16 protein-coding genes are annotated in these 17,843 nt (G+C 37.3%); 12 read left to right on the top strand and 4 right to left on the bottom strand.

Features of this window, described 5'->3' with window-relative positions; all coding sequences use genetic code 11:
* Positions 1 to 118: 118 nt before the first annotated feature.
* The 6 genes from IGJ18_RS03535 to IGJ18_RS03560 all read left to right on the top strand — a co-directional run bounded on the left by IGJ18_RS03535 (position 119) and on the right by IGJ18_RS03560 (position 8,133).
* Positions 119 to 1,240, top strand: coding sequence for a glycerate kinase family protein (locus tag IGJ18_RS03535; protein ID WP_438842900.1), 1,122 nt, complete (start codon positions 119 to 121; stop codon positions 1,238 to 1,240).
* A 349-nt stretch (positions 1,241 to 1,589) separates the two neighbouring features.
* Complete coding sequence (locus IGJ18_RS03540; RefSeq protein WP_034699765.1) at positions 1,590 to 3,086, top strand: Lsa family ABC-F type ribosomal protection protein; 1,497 nt, start codon at positions 1,590 to 1,592, stop codon at positions 3,084 to 3,086.
* Between the two features lie 86 nt (positions 3,087 to 3,172).
* Complete coding sequence (locus tag IGJ18_RS03545; protein WP_010738316.1) at positions 3,173 to 3,730, top strand: histidine phosphatase family protein; 558 nt, start codon at positions 3,173 to 3,175, stop codon at positions 3,728 to 3,730.
* 441 nt (positions 3,731 to 4,171) lie between these two features.
* On the top strand, positions 4,172 to 5,248 hold the full coding sequence (locus IGJ18_RS03550; RefSeq protein WP_438842901.1) for a DUF871 domain-containing protein: 1,077 nt from the start codon (positions 4,172 to 4,174) through the stop codon (positions 5,246 to 5,248).
* Positions 5,235 to 6,131, top strand: coding sequence for an N-acetylmuramic acid 6-phosphate etherase (gene murQ, locus IGJ18_RS03555; RefSeq protein WP_010738315.1), 897 nt, complete (start codon positions 5,235 to 5,237; stop codon positions 6,129 to 6,131). Before IGJ18_RS03550 ends, murQ begins: the two co-directional genes overlap by 14 nt.
* A 13-nt stretch (positions 6,132 to 6,144) precedes the next feature.
* Entirely contained in the window at positions 6,145 to 8,133 is a 1,989-nt protein-coding gene (locus IGJ18_RS03560) for a glucose PTS transporter subunit IIA (protein ID WP_081123014.1), read from the top strand.
* A 295-nt stretch (positions 8,134 to 8,428) separates the two neighbouring features.
* Here IGJ18_RS03560 and IGJ18_RS03565 read toward each other — a convergent pair whose 3' ends face one another.
* Positions 8,429 to 8,830, bottom strand: coding sequence for a hypothetical protein (locus IGJ18_RS03565; RefSeq protein WP_438842902.1), 402 nt, complete (start codon positions 8,828 to 8,830; stop codon positions 8,429 to 8,431).
* 628 nt (positions 8,831 to 9,458) lie between these two features.
* A complete protein-coding gene (gene nrdI / locus IGJ18_RS03570; RefSeq protein WP_010719884.1) occupies positions 9,459 to 9,908 on the bottom strand; it encodes a class Ib ribonucleoside-diphosphate reductase assembly flavoprotein NrdI in 450 nt (149 codons plus the stop codon).
* 208 nt (positions 9,909 to 10,116) lie between these two features.
* On the opposite strand from nrdI, the gene IGJ18_RS03575 reads away from it, so the two are divergent.
* Positions 10,117 to 11,541: a basic amino acid/polyamine antiporter gene (locus IGJ18_RS03575; protein ID WP_010738312.1), complete on the top strand. Its 1,425-nt coding sequence runs from the start codon at positions 10,117 to 10,119 to the stop codon at positions 11,539 to 11,541.
* A gap of 162 nt (positions 11,542 to 11,703) precedes the next feature.
* On the opposite strand, the gene IGJ18_RS03580 is transcribed toward IGJ18_RS03575, so the two are convergent.
* On the bottom strand, positions 11,704 to 12,024 hold the full coding sequence (locus IGJ18_RS03580) for a DMT family transporter (protein WP_010719882.1): 321 nt from the start codon (positions 12,022 to 12,024) through the stop codon (positions 11,704 to 11,706).
* A gap of 470 nt (positions 12,025 to 12,494) precedes the next feature.
* On the opposite strand from IGJ18_RS03580, the gene IGJ18_RS03585 reads away from it, so the two are divergent.
* From IGJ18_RS03585 to IGJ18_RS03600, 4 genes are all read left to right on the top strand, one after another.
* Positions 12,495 to 13,181 (top strand): DUF969 domain-containing protein, encoded by a 687-nt coding sequence (locus tag IGJ18_RS03585; protein ID WP_010719881.1) that lies wholly within the window; start codon positions 12,495 to 12,497, stop codon positions 13,179 to 13,181.
* A gap of 1 nt (position 13,182) precedes the next feature.
* Entirely contained in the window at positions 13,183 to 14,127 is a 945-nt protein-coding gene (locus IGJ18_RS03590; RefSeq protein ID WP_010719880.1) for a DUF979 domain-containing protein, read from the top strand.
* Between the two features lie 55 nt (positions 14,128 to 14,182).
* A complete protein-coding gene (gene pcp, locus IGJ18_RS03595) occupies positions 14,183 to 14,827 on the top strand; it encodes a pyroglutamyl-peptidase I (protein WP_053766154.1) in 645 nt (214 codons plus the stop codon).
* 90 nt (positions 14,828 to 14,917) lie between these two features.
* Positions 14,918 to 16,213 carry a hypothetical protein gene (locus IGJ18_RS03600; RefSeq protein ID WP_438842903.1) on the top strand — a complete coding sequence of 432 codons (1,296 nt, stop codon included), beginning with the start codon at positions 14,918 to 14,920 and terminating at the stop codon, positions 16,211 to 16,213.
* A 153-nt stretch (positions 16,214 to 16,366) separates the two neighbouring features.
* Here IGJ18_RS03600 and pnuC read toward each other — a convergent pair whose 3' ends face one another.
* Positions 16,367 to 17,125 (bottom strand): nicotinamide riboside transporter PnuC, encoded by a 759-nt coding sequence (gene pnuC / locus IGJ18_RS03605; protein ID WP_010738309.1) that lies wholly within the window; start codon positions 17,123 to 17,125, stop codon positions 16,367 to 16,369.
* A gap of 285 nt (positions 17,126 to 17,410) precedes the next feature.
* Here pnuC and gloA2 point away from each other — a divergent pair, with 285 nt between their 5' ends.
* Positions 17,411 to 17,791: an SMU1112c/YaeR family gloxylase I-like metalloprotein gene (gene gloA2, locus IGJ18_RS03610; RefSeq protein WP_010719876.1), complete on the top strand. Its 381-nt coding sequence runs from the start codon at positions 17,411 to 17,413 to the stop codon at positions 17,789 to 17,791.
* The last annotated feature ends 52 nt before the right edge of the window (positions 17,792 to 17,843 follow it).

A 17,843-nucleotide genomic window follows, 5' to 3' on the forward strand; every position in this document is an offset into this window, starting at 1 on the left:
TGGTTTCCAAGTTCCATCCGAGTATTGTTTTTTGCAAATTTTCAACTTGTATTGGTTGTCAAAAAAAGAGAAACATGTCTTACTAGTAATGAGAGCAACGTACAGAGGAGGAACGACAATGACGATCTTAGCAGCCATTGATTCATTTAAAGGAAGTGCCTCATCGTTTGAATTAAATCAAGCAGCTTTGAACGGCTGGTTTTCAAAAAAAGGAGAAAAAATCAATCGCCCGATTGCTGATGGAGGAGAAGGAACAGCAGAGGCGATCTATCATGCTTTAGGTGGTGAATGGCGGGTAATCGAAGGGGTAGATCTGCTTTTTCGAAAAGTGAGCTGCAGATATTTACTCACGGTTTATGCGGGAAAACGCCTGGCAGTGATTGAATCAACTGAAGTAATCGGTCTTGATTTATTAAAGGAGCCAACTGATCAAACGATTCGATCAGCTTCTAGCTTTGGCTTGGGAGAACTTTTGAAAGATGCTTTGACACAAGAGGTTGATCAGGTGATTGTCACATTAGGTGGGAGTGGCTGTTCAGATGGTGGCTTGGGTCTGTTGCAGTCGCTAGGAGCCAAGTTAGTTGGGGCTACAGAGGGAAATCCACTGCTGACGACGAAACGAATCGAGTGGGGCAAAAGCCGTGAAAAATTCAAAAAGGTTCAATTGCTAGTTGCTGCTGATGTGACAAGTTTTTACAGTGGCCCACAAGGAGCAGCTCAAATTTATGGTAAGCAAAAAGGTGGTACAAAAACAACTTTAGCATTTCTTGACAAACAGGCAACGAATTTAACCGAACAGATAAAACAAACGACTAATATTGATTTAAATGCTGTTTCTGGAAGTGGGGCTGCTGGTGGAATCGGTGGAGCGTTATTGCTTGTCGGTGGTAAAATGGTTTCTGGTTTTTCACTTGTTGCTCAACTGATTGGTTTAGAAGAAGCCATCAAACAAGCAGATCTCGTGATCACAGGTGAGGGACGAATCGATCAGCAGACGATCAATGGGAAAGTACCATATGGTGTAGCTAAACTGGCAAAGAAACATGGGAAAAAAGTTATTGCGTTATGTGGCAGTCGCGAAAAAAATCTTGGACGATTAGATGAATTTCTGCCAAGTGTTTTTAGTATCCAGCTAGGACCGATTGAATTGAAAAAAGCCTTAGATCGTCAAGAAACCCTCGAAAAAGTAGCGATTATGACACATAATCTCAGCCGATTAGTGGAAGATGATTTATCTTAGTTGACAGTTTAAAAATAATTATGTTAACCTAGTGACAAATAAAACGAAGTGAGGGATCTTGCCATTGAAAAACTAAGTCAATGATTGAAAGCTGCATTAAGGCTATTTTATTAATGAGAAAAGTGCATAAATTACATTAATCACGATGTTTGAGTGAAGAGAAACGGTCTAATGATTGCCCGTTGAAGCTTGCTCATGCAGAATTTAATGTGAAAAACACTTACTCAATAAAAAATAGCAGGCAGATTTTCAGAATTGGCGAGTTTTCATTGGTGGGGTCTCTTTTTGTATCCCTTCTTTGGCGACCAGTTCTGAAAATAGGACTGGTCTTTTTTATAGGAGGATATAAATGTCGAAGATAGAAATTAAAAATTTAACTTTTGGTTATGACAATCAAGTGCTACCCTTATTTGATCAAGCTACATTGAATTTTGATACCACTTGGAAATTAGGATTGATCGGTCGGAATGGACGTGGAAAAACGACATTATTGAACATTTTACAAGATAAACTACCTTATCAAGGACAGATTATCCATCAGCAAGAATTTAACTATTTCCCTCAAGAAATTGGAGAAGAAGCACAATTTACTTATGATGCGTTGAATGAGATAGCTGATGTCGAACTTTGGGAAATCGAAAGAGAACTACAATTAATGGAAACTGACCCAGAGATTTTGTGGCGACCATTTCACACACTGTCTGGTGGTGAAAAAACAAAAGTACTCTTAGCACTGCTTTTTGTTGATGATCAGCATTTTCCTTTGATCGATGAGCCGACGAATCATTTGGATTTAGTCGGAAGAAAACAAGTAGCTAATTACTTGCAGAAAAAAAATCAAGGATTTATCGTGATCAGCCATGATCGCGGATTTATCGATGAAGTGGTCGATCATGTATTAGCAATTGAAAAAAGCCAATTAGAACTGTATCAGGGGAACTTTTCAGTATATGAAGAGCAAAAGCAGTTAAAAAATGAGTTTGAGATTGCCCAAAATGAAAAAATCAAAAAAGAAGTCACGCGCTTGAAGAAAACTGCAGCAGAAAAAGCAGAGTGGTCCCGATCTCGTGAGGGAGATAAGACGAAAAAAAGCGTTGGGTTTATCGATACTGAAAATCGTAGAGTGAATCGTGGTGCAATTGGTGCGGATGCCGCTCGAACGATGAAACGCTCGAAAGCAATCGTGAATCGGATGGAAACGCAAATCGGGGAAAAAGAAAAATTATTGAAGGATATCGAATATGTAGAGCCTTTGACAATGAATGTCAAAAAAACACATCATAAACGATTGCTGACTGTGGAGAATTTACAGTTGGGGTATCAACAGCTGCTTTTTTCGCCCGTTAATTTTACGATCGACCAAAACGAATGTGTGGCGTTGACAGGGGCAAACGGTATAGGGAAATCTACGATCATCCATTATCTTTTAGACGATTTTGATGGAATAACTGCAGGTACGATCCATAAGCCTAATCAACTAACGATCAGTTACGTGCGTCAGAATTATGAAGATAATCGCGGTACGCTCAGTGAATTTGCAGAAAAGCAAAAAGTTGATTATCAAACATTTTTAAATAATCTCCGCAAGTTAGGGATGGAAAGAGAAGTCTTTCATAACCGAATTGAACAGATGAGTATGGGGCAACGCAAAAAAGTTGAACTAGCCAAGTCACTTTCTCAAGAAGCGGAATTATATATTTGGGATGAACCGTTGAACTATTTAGATGTCTTCAATCAAGTCCAGTTGGAGCAACTGATTTTATCGTTTAAACCTGCAATGTTGGTTGTGGATCATGACCAAGTCTTCTTAAATAAAATAGCTGATCGACTCATTTCACTCAAATAACTCATTGTCATCAATAAGTAGTGAAACTTGTTTTGCTCATTAGTTATGTTACAATCGAGCCAGAACAAACAAAGGAGCGTTGAATAATGTTATATGTAACTAGACATGGCGAGACAACTTGGAATGCAGCAGAACGGGTCTGCGGGAGAGCGGATGCCCCATTAACAGAAAAAGGGCAAAAACAAGCGGAGAAATTGGCTGAAAAAGTTTCAGAATTACAAATCCCAGTCACGAAGATTATCCATTCCCCTTTACAACGTGCAAAAGATACAGCGCAAGCCGTTGCCGATAAACTTCACTTGCCAATGGAAGTAGATGAACGATTAATCGAAATGGATTTTGGGGAATACGACGGGATGCCAAGTCATGAAACAATCTTTCAAGAAGCACGACAAGAATTTGCGGTGCGTTTTCCAAATGGTGAATCAGTGTTAGATGTTTATGCTCGAGTTGTTCCATTGATCGAAGAATGTCTTGCTGATGAAGAGAATGTCTACCTATTAGTTTGTCATAATGCGTTGATTCGTATCATGAACGCTTATTTCCATCCTATGCCAAATGAGACATTCTTTGATTTTTTTGTTGAAAATACGGAATTAGTTACTTTTCCCAGTAAACATGAGCTGAACACTATAAAGTCTTAACTCATTTTTGGCGGGTAGCAGCGGAGTCAAACATTCGTATCATGAATCAAAAAAATAGTTGATTTCTGAAACCGATAAGCGGAAGAATGACAAAAATAGTTTTTGCTATTTTTGTCATTCTTCCGTTTATTTACGTGGCTTTTTGTCAATAAGGACTGATGAGTTGTATAAAATCAAATAGAGGTCAGAATGAACCAATGATTGATGCGTATTTTTGTTCTGTCATTCAGCGCATGAAACACTTTTTAGTCGGTGTGTCGTTCTTTCTTTAGTTATATAATTAGCCATTAATCTTTGAAATCGCCTATCATTATCAATCAACGAAAACGCTTTTAGAAATAAAATTAATTTATTTTTATAAAAATGTTGAAATTTTATTTCACAAGAGGTATACTCTGTTCATAGAAATGAATACGGATACATCGCGTGAGGGGGAGACAGATGTTTGGTTTTTCGATTTTTATGAATGAAGCTTTAACGATAGAAAAAAAAGCTTATATCCAAAAGATGGCAAAGAATGGGTTTGATGGGATATTTACTTCTATGCATATTCCTGAAGATGATGCTAGTTTATATAAAAAACGGTTAACAGAACTAGGCGAATGTGCCAAAGAAAATCAATTGGATCTAATGGTAGATATTTCTGGAGATGCTTTAAAACATGCTGGATTTTCGATGGCAGATTTAGAGCCATTAAAAAAGATTGGCGTTACTGGGTTACGAATGGATTATCATCTTTCAAATGAACAAATTGCGAATTGGAGCCATCAAATTAAAATCAGTTTAAACGCCAGCACGATCACTCCACAAGATGTCACAGAATTACAAGTCGCTAATGCAGATTTTTCTCAACTTGAAGCATGGCATAATTACTATCCGCGTCCCGAAACTGGATTAGATCGGAAATGGTATCAAGAAAAAAATCATTGGCTAAAAGAACAAGGCTTTACAATCCAAGGTTTTGTGGCAGGCGACGAAGCCTTACGTGGTCCGTTATATCAAGGTTTACCTACTTTAGAAAGTCATCGACATGTCCATCCTTTAGCTGCTGCGCTAGATTTGATGTCATGCGATACAGATTTGATTTATATCGGTGATGGCGGACTTTCAGAAGAAGTTCAAGAACAATTTGCCATGTATCAAAGAGAACAAACAATTTTACTACATGCTGAAGTAATTGATGCCCAGTTTTACGAGTATATTTTAGGAAACAATATGAATCGGCAAGATGAGGCAAGAGATGTTATCCGCAGTGCGGATGCACGGTTTAGAAACATCCCTCAAATTCCTCCTCGTGATACGAAAGAACGAGCAAAAGGAACGATTACTTTAGATAATGAACGATATCTTCGTTACATGGGGGAGATTCAAATTACTAAAAAGGATTTACCAGCAGATGAAAAAGTGAATCGAGTCGCTCAAATAAGCGAAGCCGAGTTACCGCTACTTGAGCAAATCCGTGCAGGGGTAAATTTTAAAATAATTAGAAGAGAAGGAAAAACAAATGAAGCAAATTAATTTAGAAAATCTAACAACAGAGCGACGAAATCAACAAACATTTGGACTTGATGAAATGAGTGTTACCCAAGCAGTTCAGCTAATGAACCAAGAAGATCATAAAGTAGCCGAAGCCGTTTCAAAAGAATTGGCTAGCATCGAACCAGTGATCCAACAGACGATTAAATCTTTCCAACAAGGTGGTCGATTGATCTACATGGGTGCCGGTACAAGTGGTCGTTTAGGTGTGCTAGATGCTGCAGAGTGTGTACCAACATTTGGTGTAGAACCTGAGATGGTCATTGGCTTGATTGCTGGTGGTGAAGCAGCCATGACAGTTGCGGTTGAAGGAGCAGAAGACTCTTTAGAGTTAGGGAAAGAAGATTTAGTAAACTTAGGATTAACTGAAAATGATATGGTCATCGGGATTGCCGCAAGTGGTCGTACACCGTATGTGATTGGCGGTTTAGATTATGCTCGTACAATCGGTGCGACTACTGCTACAATTTCTTGTAATAAAAATGCTGAAATCAGTCAACATGCCGATTATCCGATCGAAGTTGATGCAGGACCTGAGTTTCTAACCGGTTCAACTCGCCTAAAATCTGGTACAGCACAAAAATTGATTTTGAATATGATCTCAACAATTAGTATGATCGGGATTGGCAAAGTGTTCAATAACTTGATGGTCGATGTGAAACCGACCAACGAAAAATTGATTGAGCGTTCAAAACGAATCATTATGCAAGCAACAGAGGTTGACTATCAAACCGCTGAGAAGTATTTTAATGAAGCAGATAAAAATGTGAAATTAGCGATCGTGATGATTTTAACCAATAGTGATAAAGCGACAGCAGAAGAAAAATTAGTTGAAGCAAACGGCTTTGTAAAAGGAACCTTATGAGGGGGAAGAACCAATGGCTAAAAATGAATTGACTTTAGAAGAACTAGCAACGCGGATCTATGCTGGTGTAGGTGGAATGGGCAATGTCGAAAGCATTGTCCACTGCATGACCCGTGTTCGAATGAAGATCATTAATGATGAGCTTGTCGATGTTGCAAAATTGAAAGCGATACCTGGTGTATTAGGCGTTGTTGAGGACGAACAACTGCAAGTGATCATCGGTCCTGGTAAAGTGAACAAAGTAGCACAAACGATGGTAGATCAAGCAGGTGTAAAATTAGGAGAACAGATTTCTTCAGGAAATAGAGCTTCTGATAAGTCGTCAGCCTCAGGAAAAGATTTGGTAAATGAGAGAGCGCAAGCGATGAAAGCTGCTCAAAAAAATAAACAAAAACCATCAAAAATCAAATCAATCTTGAAAGATATTTCGAACATTTTCGTCCCTATGATTCCAGCATTTGTCGGTACTGGGATTGTGGCAGGGATTGCTGCGGTACTAGCAAACTTAGTGACAGCGGGTACATTAGATGCAGCAACTTGGCAACAATACATTGATATCATGAACATTCTAAAAAATGGTATGTTCAGTTTCTTAGTGATTTATACAGGGATCAATGCAGCTCAAGTTTTTGGTGCAACACCAACTCTTGGTGGTGTTATCGGTGCGGTAGTCTTATTAACAGGCATGAATCCAGAAGCGCCACTTAAAAACTTATTCACTGGTGAAGCGTTAGCTGCAGGTCAAGGTGGGATTTTAGGAGTTATTTTTGCTGTCTGGTTATTAGCAATCGTTGAAAAGAAATTGCATAAAGTTGTACCAGATTCCATTGATATTATTGTTACCCCTACATTATCATTGATTGCTATTGGCTTAGTCGAAATTTTCTTCATCATGCCACTCGCTGGTTTCATCTCAGATGGAATGGTTGGCGGAATCAACTGGGTATTAGGTGTAGGTGGTGCCTTTTCAGGATTTGTCTTGGGGACACTATTCTTACCGATGGTTATGTTCGGATTGCATCAAATCTTAACACCGATCCATGTCCAAATGATTGATGAAACAGGAAAAACACTATTATTACCTATTTTGGCGATGGCTGGTGCCGGACAAGTCGGAGCAGCATTAGCATTGTGGGTTCGTTGTAAAAAAGATAAAGAATTGACTGAAATGATCAAAGGTGCGTTACCCGTAGGAATCTTAGGAATCGGTGAACCATTGATCTACGGTGTGACACTGCCGTTAGGACGTCCGTTCATTACCGCTTGTATCGGTGGTGGTATTGGTGGTGCTGTTGTTGGGATGATTGGAAATGTAGGTGCTATTGCGATCGGTCCTTCTGGTGCTGCTTTGATCCCATTGATTTCAGATGGAAAATGGTTAGGGTATGTCTTAGGGTTACTCGCTGCTTACGCAGGTGGTTTCCTAGCAACATTCTTCTTTGGTATTCCTAAAGAGCAATTGGAGAAAGAAGAATTAGCTGAAGAAACAACAACTGAAATGACACCAATGACGGAAAATACAGGAGCAGTCAGCACAAGTGAAATTTCATTAGCTGCTGTAGCTGATGGAGTAGTTGAATCACTTGAAAAGGCAAGTGATCCCGTATTTGCTCAAAAAATGATGGGAGAAGGTTACTTTGTTGAGCCAATCAATGGGCAGATTTATTCACCAGTAAGTGGAACGATCAGCTCAGTGTTCCCCACTAAACATGCGATTGGTATCACAACCGCTAATGGATTAGAAGTGTTACTTCACATGGGGATCAATACAGTTGACCTTGGTGGTACACCATTTGAGGTGAAGGTAACAGAAGGTCAGTTGGTGACACCTGATACACTTGTTGCTCAAGTCGATTTAGCAGCAATCAAAGCTGCCGGTAAAGAAACTTCGATGATGGTTTTAATTACCAATATGGAGAAAGTAAAAAATTTCGTTTTAGAAAAAACAGGTGAGACAAAAGCCAAAGCGAAGGTCATGACTGTTGAAGCTACAAAAAATTGAACGAAGTAAAAACAGATAAAGAATAGAGAAAATTCGAGCCTGGGACCAAGTGCGGTCTCAGGCTCTTTTCTATGATTAATAAGAGGGAAAAATAATTGTAAGAGAAACAGTTTGATTCATTTAAGACGATAAATCACTGGTGAACCAAGCTAAAAGTTCAATTGGAGAAATTAGAAGAAATACACGAAGACAAAGTGGCTAGAATAGTAAAATAAGCCCGATTTTGATGGTATGTACTAAAAGTAAAATCAGGCTTATTTCATTTTTGGTAGATGATTGTCCCAACATCGCCTATCTATTTAGCAACAAGTAATAAATGATTTTTCAAACTATCTAGTTCGTTTTCTTTCTCTTTTCCAATCATGAATTCCTCTTTGTCTATAGTTACCTTATTTACTTTTGAAATCTGAATCTCTTGTACAACATTATTGTTTTTATAAAACTTTATTTGATAGTTGAATCTTTTTTGCTTTGATGTCAGTTTCATATTATAACGTTGAGCATGTTGATCCGATTTATTAAACAGAACATTAAGGTTTCCTATTAATGTTTTTAAAAAATTGGGGTCTGTAGCTTTCCAACTTTTTTCTTTTCCTTCGTCATCTTTAACAAAAATCACTGCTTTATCGACTTCTTCTAAAGAAACCACAGGATCATTCTTTTGCTTGCAAGCACCTAAAAATAATAAATAAAACATTGAAAATAACACAACAAGAAATTTCTTTTTTTTAATGTTTTTTCACCACCTTGTTTATAATCTAGTGTCAAAAAAATATAAAATAACATATAAAAAATCTGGATATTTCTATTTTTATTATACCTTTTCCTTTTTGTTCTGTTAAGTTAACGGTTGCAATATGCTTGGTTATATTAAGATTATTTGAACTGAATAGCTTTAAAAAGAGTATGGAAAATTTTATTTCTTCCATTTTGACTAGTGATTCTCTTTCGAACTGTCTATGTTTAAGTTTTTGATAACAAATTTTTCTGACAAAAGTAATCTAAATGAAGGGGAGATCCATTGAAATAGAATTAGAATCTGATACGATAACTTTTTATAACGGAAGTCTATGAATGGGGCATCATGTGGATGACGAGTGTTTTATCTTAGCCAGAGCTTCCTAACAAGTTCACACAATAAATCACAGTGTTGGAGGTGGCACAGTTTACTTCTATTGTGATGTACAATAATCGCAAGTGATGGATGAAGGATATTCGATAAGCGGATTACTAAATGAGTATAAAGCCTAAAAAAGAAAAATAGAGAGGAAACTTAGTTGGTAAGTTTCCTCTCTAATCTATGTTTTGATCGAATTTTTTAGAAATTATTGGTTAGCTGTTTCGACTAACTTTTGATATACTCGCTCAACATCTGCTGGGGTTCCCCGTAATTCATAGTCGGCGAGGAAAGGGAAGCCAAATTGGCTGGCGTATTGTTTAGCTGTTAAGCAATATTGATTATTAAAATTTTTGTTTCCACTCCCTACGACACCCAGACAAAGCGTATGATTGTCTTCGTATTCCAGATATTCACGCATGGTTTCTGTTAAAATTTCTGTATCACCGTTATCTAACCCATTTCCTCCATCTAAGTAAGTGGGTACAAAAGTGAAGAAAGGTTCACTCTCTTGTTGAAAGTCACTATTTTCATGAATTTCTTTTAGCGTGATTTCTGGTAATTGAGGATTTAACTCATGTTGGTTCGCAGCATATTCAGCAAGTTTTTTAGCGAAAGCTCGTGTGTTTCCAGAGATCGATATATATAGAATGTTCATTACATTTCCTCCAATCCTTGTCTCCAGTATAGCATTTTTTTATCAATTTTTGGAAAAGGTTTTCCCTAAATGAATATGCAAGATTCTTGTATAATTAGAAAAAAATAGTTACAATTATATTTCTATTAGAATTTTTATGAATAAAGTAAAACAGGTGAAGATTTGTTATACTTTTGGTAAAAGCGGTTTATTTTGGAGGATGCTTAAAATGGATACAGAGCAACAGAACAAAGGAATAGGGTTGTTTCCACTAGCGGCCTTAGTGATTGGGTCAGCGATAGGAGGTGGCGTATTTGGTATTATGACGGACATCTCCGGATCGGCTGGTGCCCCAGCTATTTTTAGTTGGGTGCTAGTTGGAACAGCTATGTTGATGCTCTCGTTATCAATCAATAATATCAATAAAAAACGTCCAGAGCTGGAAGGTGGTATTTTCAGCTATGCAGAAGCTGGTTTCGGACGTTTTGCTGGATTTATCAGTGGTTGGGGTTATTGGCTTACTTGTTGGTTGGGGAACGTAGCCTTTGCTACGTTGCTAATGAGTGCTTTAGGTTACTTTTTCCCAGTATTCGACGGAGGTCAGAATATCGCTTCGATCGTTATGAGCACTTTGTTTTTATGGGGATATGCTTGGCTAGTCAATCGTGGGGTCGAAAATGCAAGTTATGTGAACGCTATTGTAACGATCTGTAAACTTGTCCCACTATTTTTATTTATTGTTGTAGCAATCAGTACCTTTTCACTGCAACAATTTATCGATAATTTTTCTAGTGATATCATATTGAGTGCGAATGGCCAGCCCGTGCCATTTTCTAGTCAGATATTGAGCTGTATCATGGTGATGTTATGGGTGTTTGTTGGGATCGAAGGAGCTTCTGTGGTTGGTTCTCGTGCAAAGAAAAAATCAGATGTAGGGAAAGCAACGATCCTTGGTATTTTTGGTTTAATCATCATTTATGTTTTAGTTTCGATGTTACCTTATGGGACAATGTCAATGAAAGAATTGCAAGGAATCCAAACACAGCCAGCGATGGGCTACGTGTTTGAAATGATGGTAGGAAAATGGGGAGCAATCTTGATCAACGGCGGTTTGATCATTTCGCTTGTCGGTGTCTGGTTATCTTGGACGATTTTACCGATTGAAACCATGAGGAATATGGCAGATGCTAACTTATTACCGAAACGCTGGGGTCAAGTCAATAAAAAAGGTGCACCAACATATGCTATTGTTTTAACGACGATTTGTACTAATGTTTTCTTACTTTCTTTATTGTTCACGGATAGTGCGTATAATTTTGCTTACACACTTGGGACAGCAGCGATATTCTTTACTTGGTTATTCTTAGGTCTTTATCAGATGAAACTATCTTATCAAAGAAAAGAATGGGGGCAATTCTTTATCGGCTTTTTAGCCAGTGCATTTCAAGTCTGGGCAATGCTCGTGGTTGCTTTCAATGAAGTGATGTTAGTGTTAGTACTCTTCTTACCTGGGATCTTCTTTTATTTAAGAGCCCGGAAAGAACAAAATGAGCCAATCCCTCATCTTCACTTAGATAAATTTTTATTAGTCGGTGTCACAATGATCGGACTAACAGCAATGATTCTATTTGCTACAGGCGTTTTACATGTTTAAATACACAAATATGTTAAATTAAGTCATTAAAAAAGCCAAATAAACGGTAATTCATGGTTCTAATAAAAGAATTGTTAGCAAAACCGGTTATCTGGCTTTTTTTGATGTGTTCATGCACCTACTATTGTTTTGGTCTGATCAACCATTCCTGATAATGTAGGATCAATGTCCACTGGTTATTTTGATTCCGACCAGACTAATCAATAATAAGCCAACGAAAAACCAAGTGGCTAATGTCAGTTTATCATGAAACAAGACGACACCAATGATCACTGAACCAACGGCACCGATTCCGGTCCAAATAGGATAGGATAAACTCATTGGTAACTGTTTGATCGCCTTTGATAAGAGATAAAAGCTGGCGATCATGCCAATGACTGTGTAGAAAGAATAATTCAATTTAGAAAAACCATCACTCCATTTCATCATCGTAGACCAAAAAACTTCCAAGATTCCCGCTAAGATTAATTCAAACCATGCCATATTAATCACTCCATTTACACAAAAAAGAGGAGTAGCATTCCTCCAAAGACCTAATGGAATGCTTATCCTCTTAATACTACCCGGCGATAGTTGTGTCATTATTTTGTTAATTGAAAGGATAACACAGAATAAAAAATAAGGGTAGTGATAAGCTAAAACGTGAACCAATTTGAATCGGCTATTCGATTTAGAAGTCGTTTTTTGAAGGAAAACACCTACGCTAAAGTGTTATTTTAGATAATGAAGCACGTTTTTGTTTGTTTTTTGTTCATTTGTTAGTTACAAAAATAAGATCTCAAAAAATTTGAACTGTAAACGAGTTGTTTCAATCGTAAGTGATTTTTCTAATTTTTTTATTGAATTGACTGAATTTTTAAAAAATACGATGAGATAATTGGATTTTATCTATATTTTCATGGCTTTTTGATTTATAATAAAAAAATATCTTGTAATTTTAAGGAGGAAGTCAAATGGAGAACTATCTTAGTCTTTTAGGTGTCTTGATCGTCATTATCGGTTTTGCACTAAAATTAGATTCAATTTTGATCGTAATGGTCGCACTGATTGTCACCGCATTGACAGGCGGTTTAGGAATTGAAGGGATGTTAGAAACTTTAGGAACAAGTTTTGTCAATAATCGAGGAATGGCTATTTTTATCATTATTATGTTGGCAACAGGTACACTGGAACGTAATGGTTTGAAAGAATCAGCAGCTTCGCTTATTAAGCGCTTTAAGAAAGTATCAGCTGGGATGATCATTGATATCTATGGGGTCTTCCGTATGATCTTTGCAGCGTTCAATGTCAGCTTTGGTGGAGTTGCCGGTTTTGTTCGCCCAATCATCATGCCAATGGCTTTAGGAACAGTCGAATCAAAAGGCCTGGAAATTGATCCACAACATGAGGAAGAATTAAAAGGCATGTCTTCTGCGATGGAAAATATTTGTTGGTTCTTTGGTCAAGTATTATTCGTTGGTGGAGCAGGTGCGTTGTTAGTTCAATCGACTTTAAAAGGTCTGGGTTATGAAGTGACACTAGGACAACTTGCTTTGGTTGAAGTACCAGTTGCTGTCGTTGCACTGATTGTTGCAAGTATTTATTTCTACTTAAGAGAAAAGAAATTAGCGAAAAAATATTATTCAGGAAAGGGGCAATAATATGAGCTTTTTTACAGATCCTGAAATTTTATTAGGGGATAAATTATTAGAAATATTATATATCATCATGGGGTTAGTTCTGATTTATACAGGAATCAGAAATATTAACGATAAAACGAATCCTCATCGATACGGTTCTGCTTTTTTCTGGACAGTATTAGGAATCGTAATTGCTGGTGGAAGATGGTTACCTGCGATCGTCAACGGTCTTTTGATTTTTGCCATGACAGTTCCAGCGATTGCCAAGAAAGTCAGCAAAGGAGAAAGTCGCTTACCTTCTAAACAATACATGGAAAAAATGTCTGATAAATTAGGAATGAAAATCTTTATTCCGGCATTGAGTATTGGGATCTTTGCAATCTTGTTCGCACTCTTTACTAAGCTTGGCGCATTAGTTGGTGTTGGTGTCGGTGTTTTTGCCGCAATGGTGATCATGATGTTCTTCTCACGAGACAATCGACCAACTACTTTCTTAGATGATGCTGCGGATATGCTAGGAACAGTAGGACCTTTAAGTATGTTACCAATGCTCTTGGCATCATTAGGAGCGGTTTTTACAAGTGCAGGAGTAGGGACAGTTATTTCTAATGCAGTCGGGCAAATCGTTCCCGAAGGTAATGTGAATGTCGGTATTATAATCTATGCATTGGGTATGGTTATCTTCACGGTGATTATGGGGAACGCCTTTGCAGCGATTACGGTAATGACTGTAGGGATCGGTGCACCGTTTGTATTCAGTCACGGCGCAAATCCAGCACTAGTGGGAATGGTTGCTCTGACCTGTGGGTTCTGTGGAACCTTGTTAACACCTATGGCTGCAAACTTCAATGTCGTGCCTGTGGCAATGTTAGAGATGAAAGACAAATACGGCGTAATCAAGAACCAATTATTCGTAGCGATCTTCATGTTAGTGTTCCAAATCGTTTATATGATTTTATTTAAATAAGAAAAAACTCTATAATAATAGTTAGTTTATATTGAGAATAATGGAGGAATGTAAAATGAAAGTACTAGTAACTGGTTTTGATCCATTTGGTGGAGATAAAGTGAATCCTGCTTATGAAGCAGTGAAAAAAATGCCTGATGAAATTGCTGGAGCACAAATTATCAAAGTGGAAGTCCCAACGGTTTTTGCTAAAAGCAGCCAAGTTGTGGAAAAAGCAATCGAAGAACATCAACCGGAAATCGTCATCTGTGTTGGACAAGCTGGTGGACGTTCAGCTGTTTCATTCGAACGAGTAGCAATCAATTTAGCAGAAGCTAGAATTGCTGACAACGAAGGAAACCAACCTTTTGATACAGCGTTAGAACCAGATGGACCAGCTGCTTATTTCACTTCTTTACCGATTAAAGCAATGACAAAAAATGTCCATGAACATGGATTACCTGCTTACATTTCGTATACAGCTGGTACCTTTGTTTGCAACGACATCATGTATCGTTTGCTTCACTTGATTGAGACAAAATTCCCGACGATTCGTGGTGGATTTATCCATGTGCCATTTTCACCTGATCAAGTGATTGATCGTCCAGTAGGCACACCATCAATGTCATTAGATGATATTGCCGCTTCTTTGACTTATGCAGTAGAAGCAGCCGTAACAAATGATCATGACATTTCTGGCAATGCAGGAACAACTCACTAATTTTTGCAAATAATGTAGTGAAAAACAAATCATTGTGTCGACTGGTCGAATTAGACCAGTCGATTCTTTTTTTGAAAGGAAACATAAGTAATGAACGACTGGCAAAAGGTATTTAAAGAATGGTATCCCAAAGAAATCAATCAAGTCTATCCAATTAAGATATCAAAACAGTATACAAGTAATCAGCGTTGGGAAATCTATGAAAAGTTGACAACGAAACAACGTCAATTAGTTGATCAACATCGACGCTACTTGATCAATTCCCAATTTATAGAAGAAAATTATTTAGCAGCGACTGATTGGGTCTTTTCCGATTTTAAAATCAATCCTTTTTTTCGTACCAAACGGCGACAACAAAAATTATATTGCGAATGCGGTCGTGAATTAAAAGTGCAATATATCGTTCATTCACCAAAGACCGGTAAGAGCCTTTCTTTAGGGATCAATCACTTTGCTGAACATTTACACGTAAGCCCGCAAATCGCAACATCTATCAATCAAGGGATGACTAAAGTCGATTTAGCACTAGACGAATTATTGTGGCTGAAACAGCAAAACGTGGCGTTTCCAGAAGATTTATGGCAAGAATATTGTTTTATGCTCTACCAAAATCGAAAATTAAAAAATCCCTATTTGCCTGATCAAAAACTAGTTGCCAGGGTTGTGGATTTTCGTGAAGCAGATATGCCAATTTATCTTGCTGATTATCAAGCGCTGAAACAAGAGATCTCACGTATTGCAACGCAATTAGAGGGAACCCCTAAAAAAATTCGTGGGAAGAAAGAACTATTTGAAGATTTTTCAGAAGAATTAGTGAAAGATGTCGAGACTTTTTTAACGAATTACCGAACTTTTTTGCAAAAAGACTGGGCGTTGATCGCTGTTGACGGGGGTGAACAACTATCATTGACCTTCTTTGAAACATTCATCCAGCAATTAAGAGCAACTGGACGCCAACAAAATCCAGAACAACAGAGTAAAATGACCGAATATGCACGCAAGCAGCGATTTATCCAATCCGAGGTGTATCTTTTCATCTGGCAGCAATATTGTCGCTATGGTTTCACAGAAGGCTTCTTTGATAGTATTCCTAGAGTCATGAGAAATGGTTTCTTGAAGGTCTTACGAAAAGAAAAAGAAATGAAGCAAACAGTGATAGCCAACGAAAATGTGTCACAGAAAAAGGTAGTCACCGAGGAAGTATGGGATAAAATTGCTGTTGAGTTGAAAACGAAAAAAGTGATGACCATTTTAACAGAACTAAATGAAAATGACTATTCCTTATCGAAAGAACAACAACATGCGTTACAATATTTCCAACAATTAGAAAAAGTTTTGCAAACAGAAAGTTCAAAAACTAAGCAATTATTAAAAAGACTATTGTGAAAGTCGATAGGGTAAAAATAAGCTAGCTACCACCAATCAATTGTTGGCGGCAGCTAGCTTATTTAGATAAGTACCAAGAAAAAGGGAACATCGAAACATGCTTTACCAGAAGTCTGTCGATTATATTCAGATCAAAATGATCATGGCACGGTCTTAAATCAGCACACTCTTTTCATGCTCTTGATCATATTCTTTTTCCATTTTTAGCATTCGTTCACGTTCTTTTTGGTTATACCAAGGAGAAACTGTGAAAGCCAAGACATCATTCAATAGGTAAACGGAACTATTGACAAACATAGCTAAACTAGCTGAACCATGTCTAAATGAGATGTACCACAGAACCATCTGTGCTAATCCTGAAGCCAACCACCAATAATATTGGTTATTGTAACGCAAGAAACTGATCACACCAGCTGTCAAACTGATTGAAAAGGCAATAGCATCGATCCAAGGACGTGGATCGTCTGTTAAGCGCCCAATCAAGAAACCTGAAATAGCATAAACCAAGATCGTAGCAAAAATTGCGACTAACCATGTTTTTCCATTGAACTTACGGATTTTTGCTGCCATGTTATGATTCCATTCTTTACTTAATAAAACAGGGATATCTAAGGTGATCATATAGGCGATTTGTTCGCCGATACTCAAGTAATTTTTAGCAGAAAAACCAACGATGATGAAACAAATAGCTGATAAAATTCCTAAAATACCATTAACAGATTTCGCTGCATTGATTGATAAGATACACAAGACACCAAGTGTAGTACCGATAAAAGTGATCACCGCTAACCAAGTAATAGGGCTATTCACAAGGGTCATAATCTGACACCCAAGACTAAAAAAGAAAAGATAGTAATTTTGTTGAGGCCAACCTTTGAGTTGGTGTGCTAAAAAGCGAAAATAATTTATCATTGATAAAAGCTCCTTTAAACACTAAATATAGTATGTGTTCGATTTGTTGACACAACCTATTGTATTACTTTCAAAAAATATTTCTAGTCTTTCAATTTAAAATAATATGTGTTATGATACTTTTTGCTTTGTTTTCTGGAAACATGAAAACTTTACATTGAATTGATGAAAGAATGGGAAGTCAACCGACGTAGGTGAACTTTCCATTTTTTTCTTTATAAAAAACTTTTGACCAAAGAAAATGTTAAAATATGAAAAAGAATAAAAGATTAAAGGAGTAAAAAAATGAATTTATCTGCTATCCATCATGTCGCAATTATTGTATCTGACTATCAAAAATCACGGGAATTTTACGTTGATAAGTTAGGCTTTGAAGTAATCCGTGAAAATTATCGCGCGGAAAGAGAAGATTATAAATTAGATTTAAAGCTTGGAACAGCTGAATTAGAAATATTCGGGGTAGCTAATGCGCCTAAACGTCCAAGTTATCCAGAAGCATGTGGATTAAGACATCTGGCTTTTAAAGTGGAACAGATTGAATCTGTCATTGAAGAGCTTCGTTTAAAAGGGATCGAAACTGAGCCAATTCGAATCGATACATTTACTGGGAAAAAAATGACTTTTTTCTTTGATCCAGATGGCTTGCCGTTAGAATTACATGAATAAGTAACAAAATTGTCACTTTTTCTTTCTGTCATTCGATTTTTTTTAATAAAAA

It is taken from the genome of Enterococcus sp. AZ078, from assembly GCF_051714985.1.
In the GTDB taxonomy this organism is placed as follows: domain Bacteria; phylum Bacillota; class Bacilli; order Lactobacillales; family Enterococcaceae; genus Enterococcus_B; species Enterococcus_B hirae.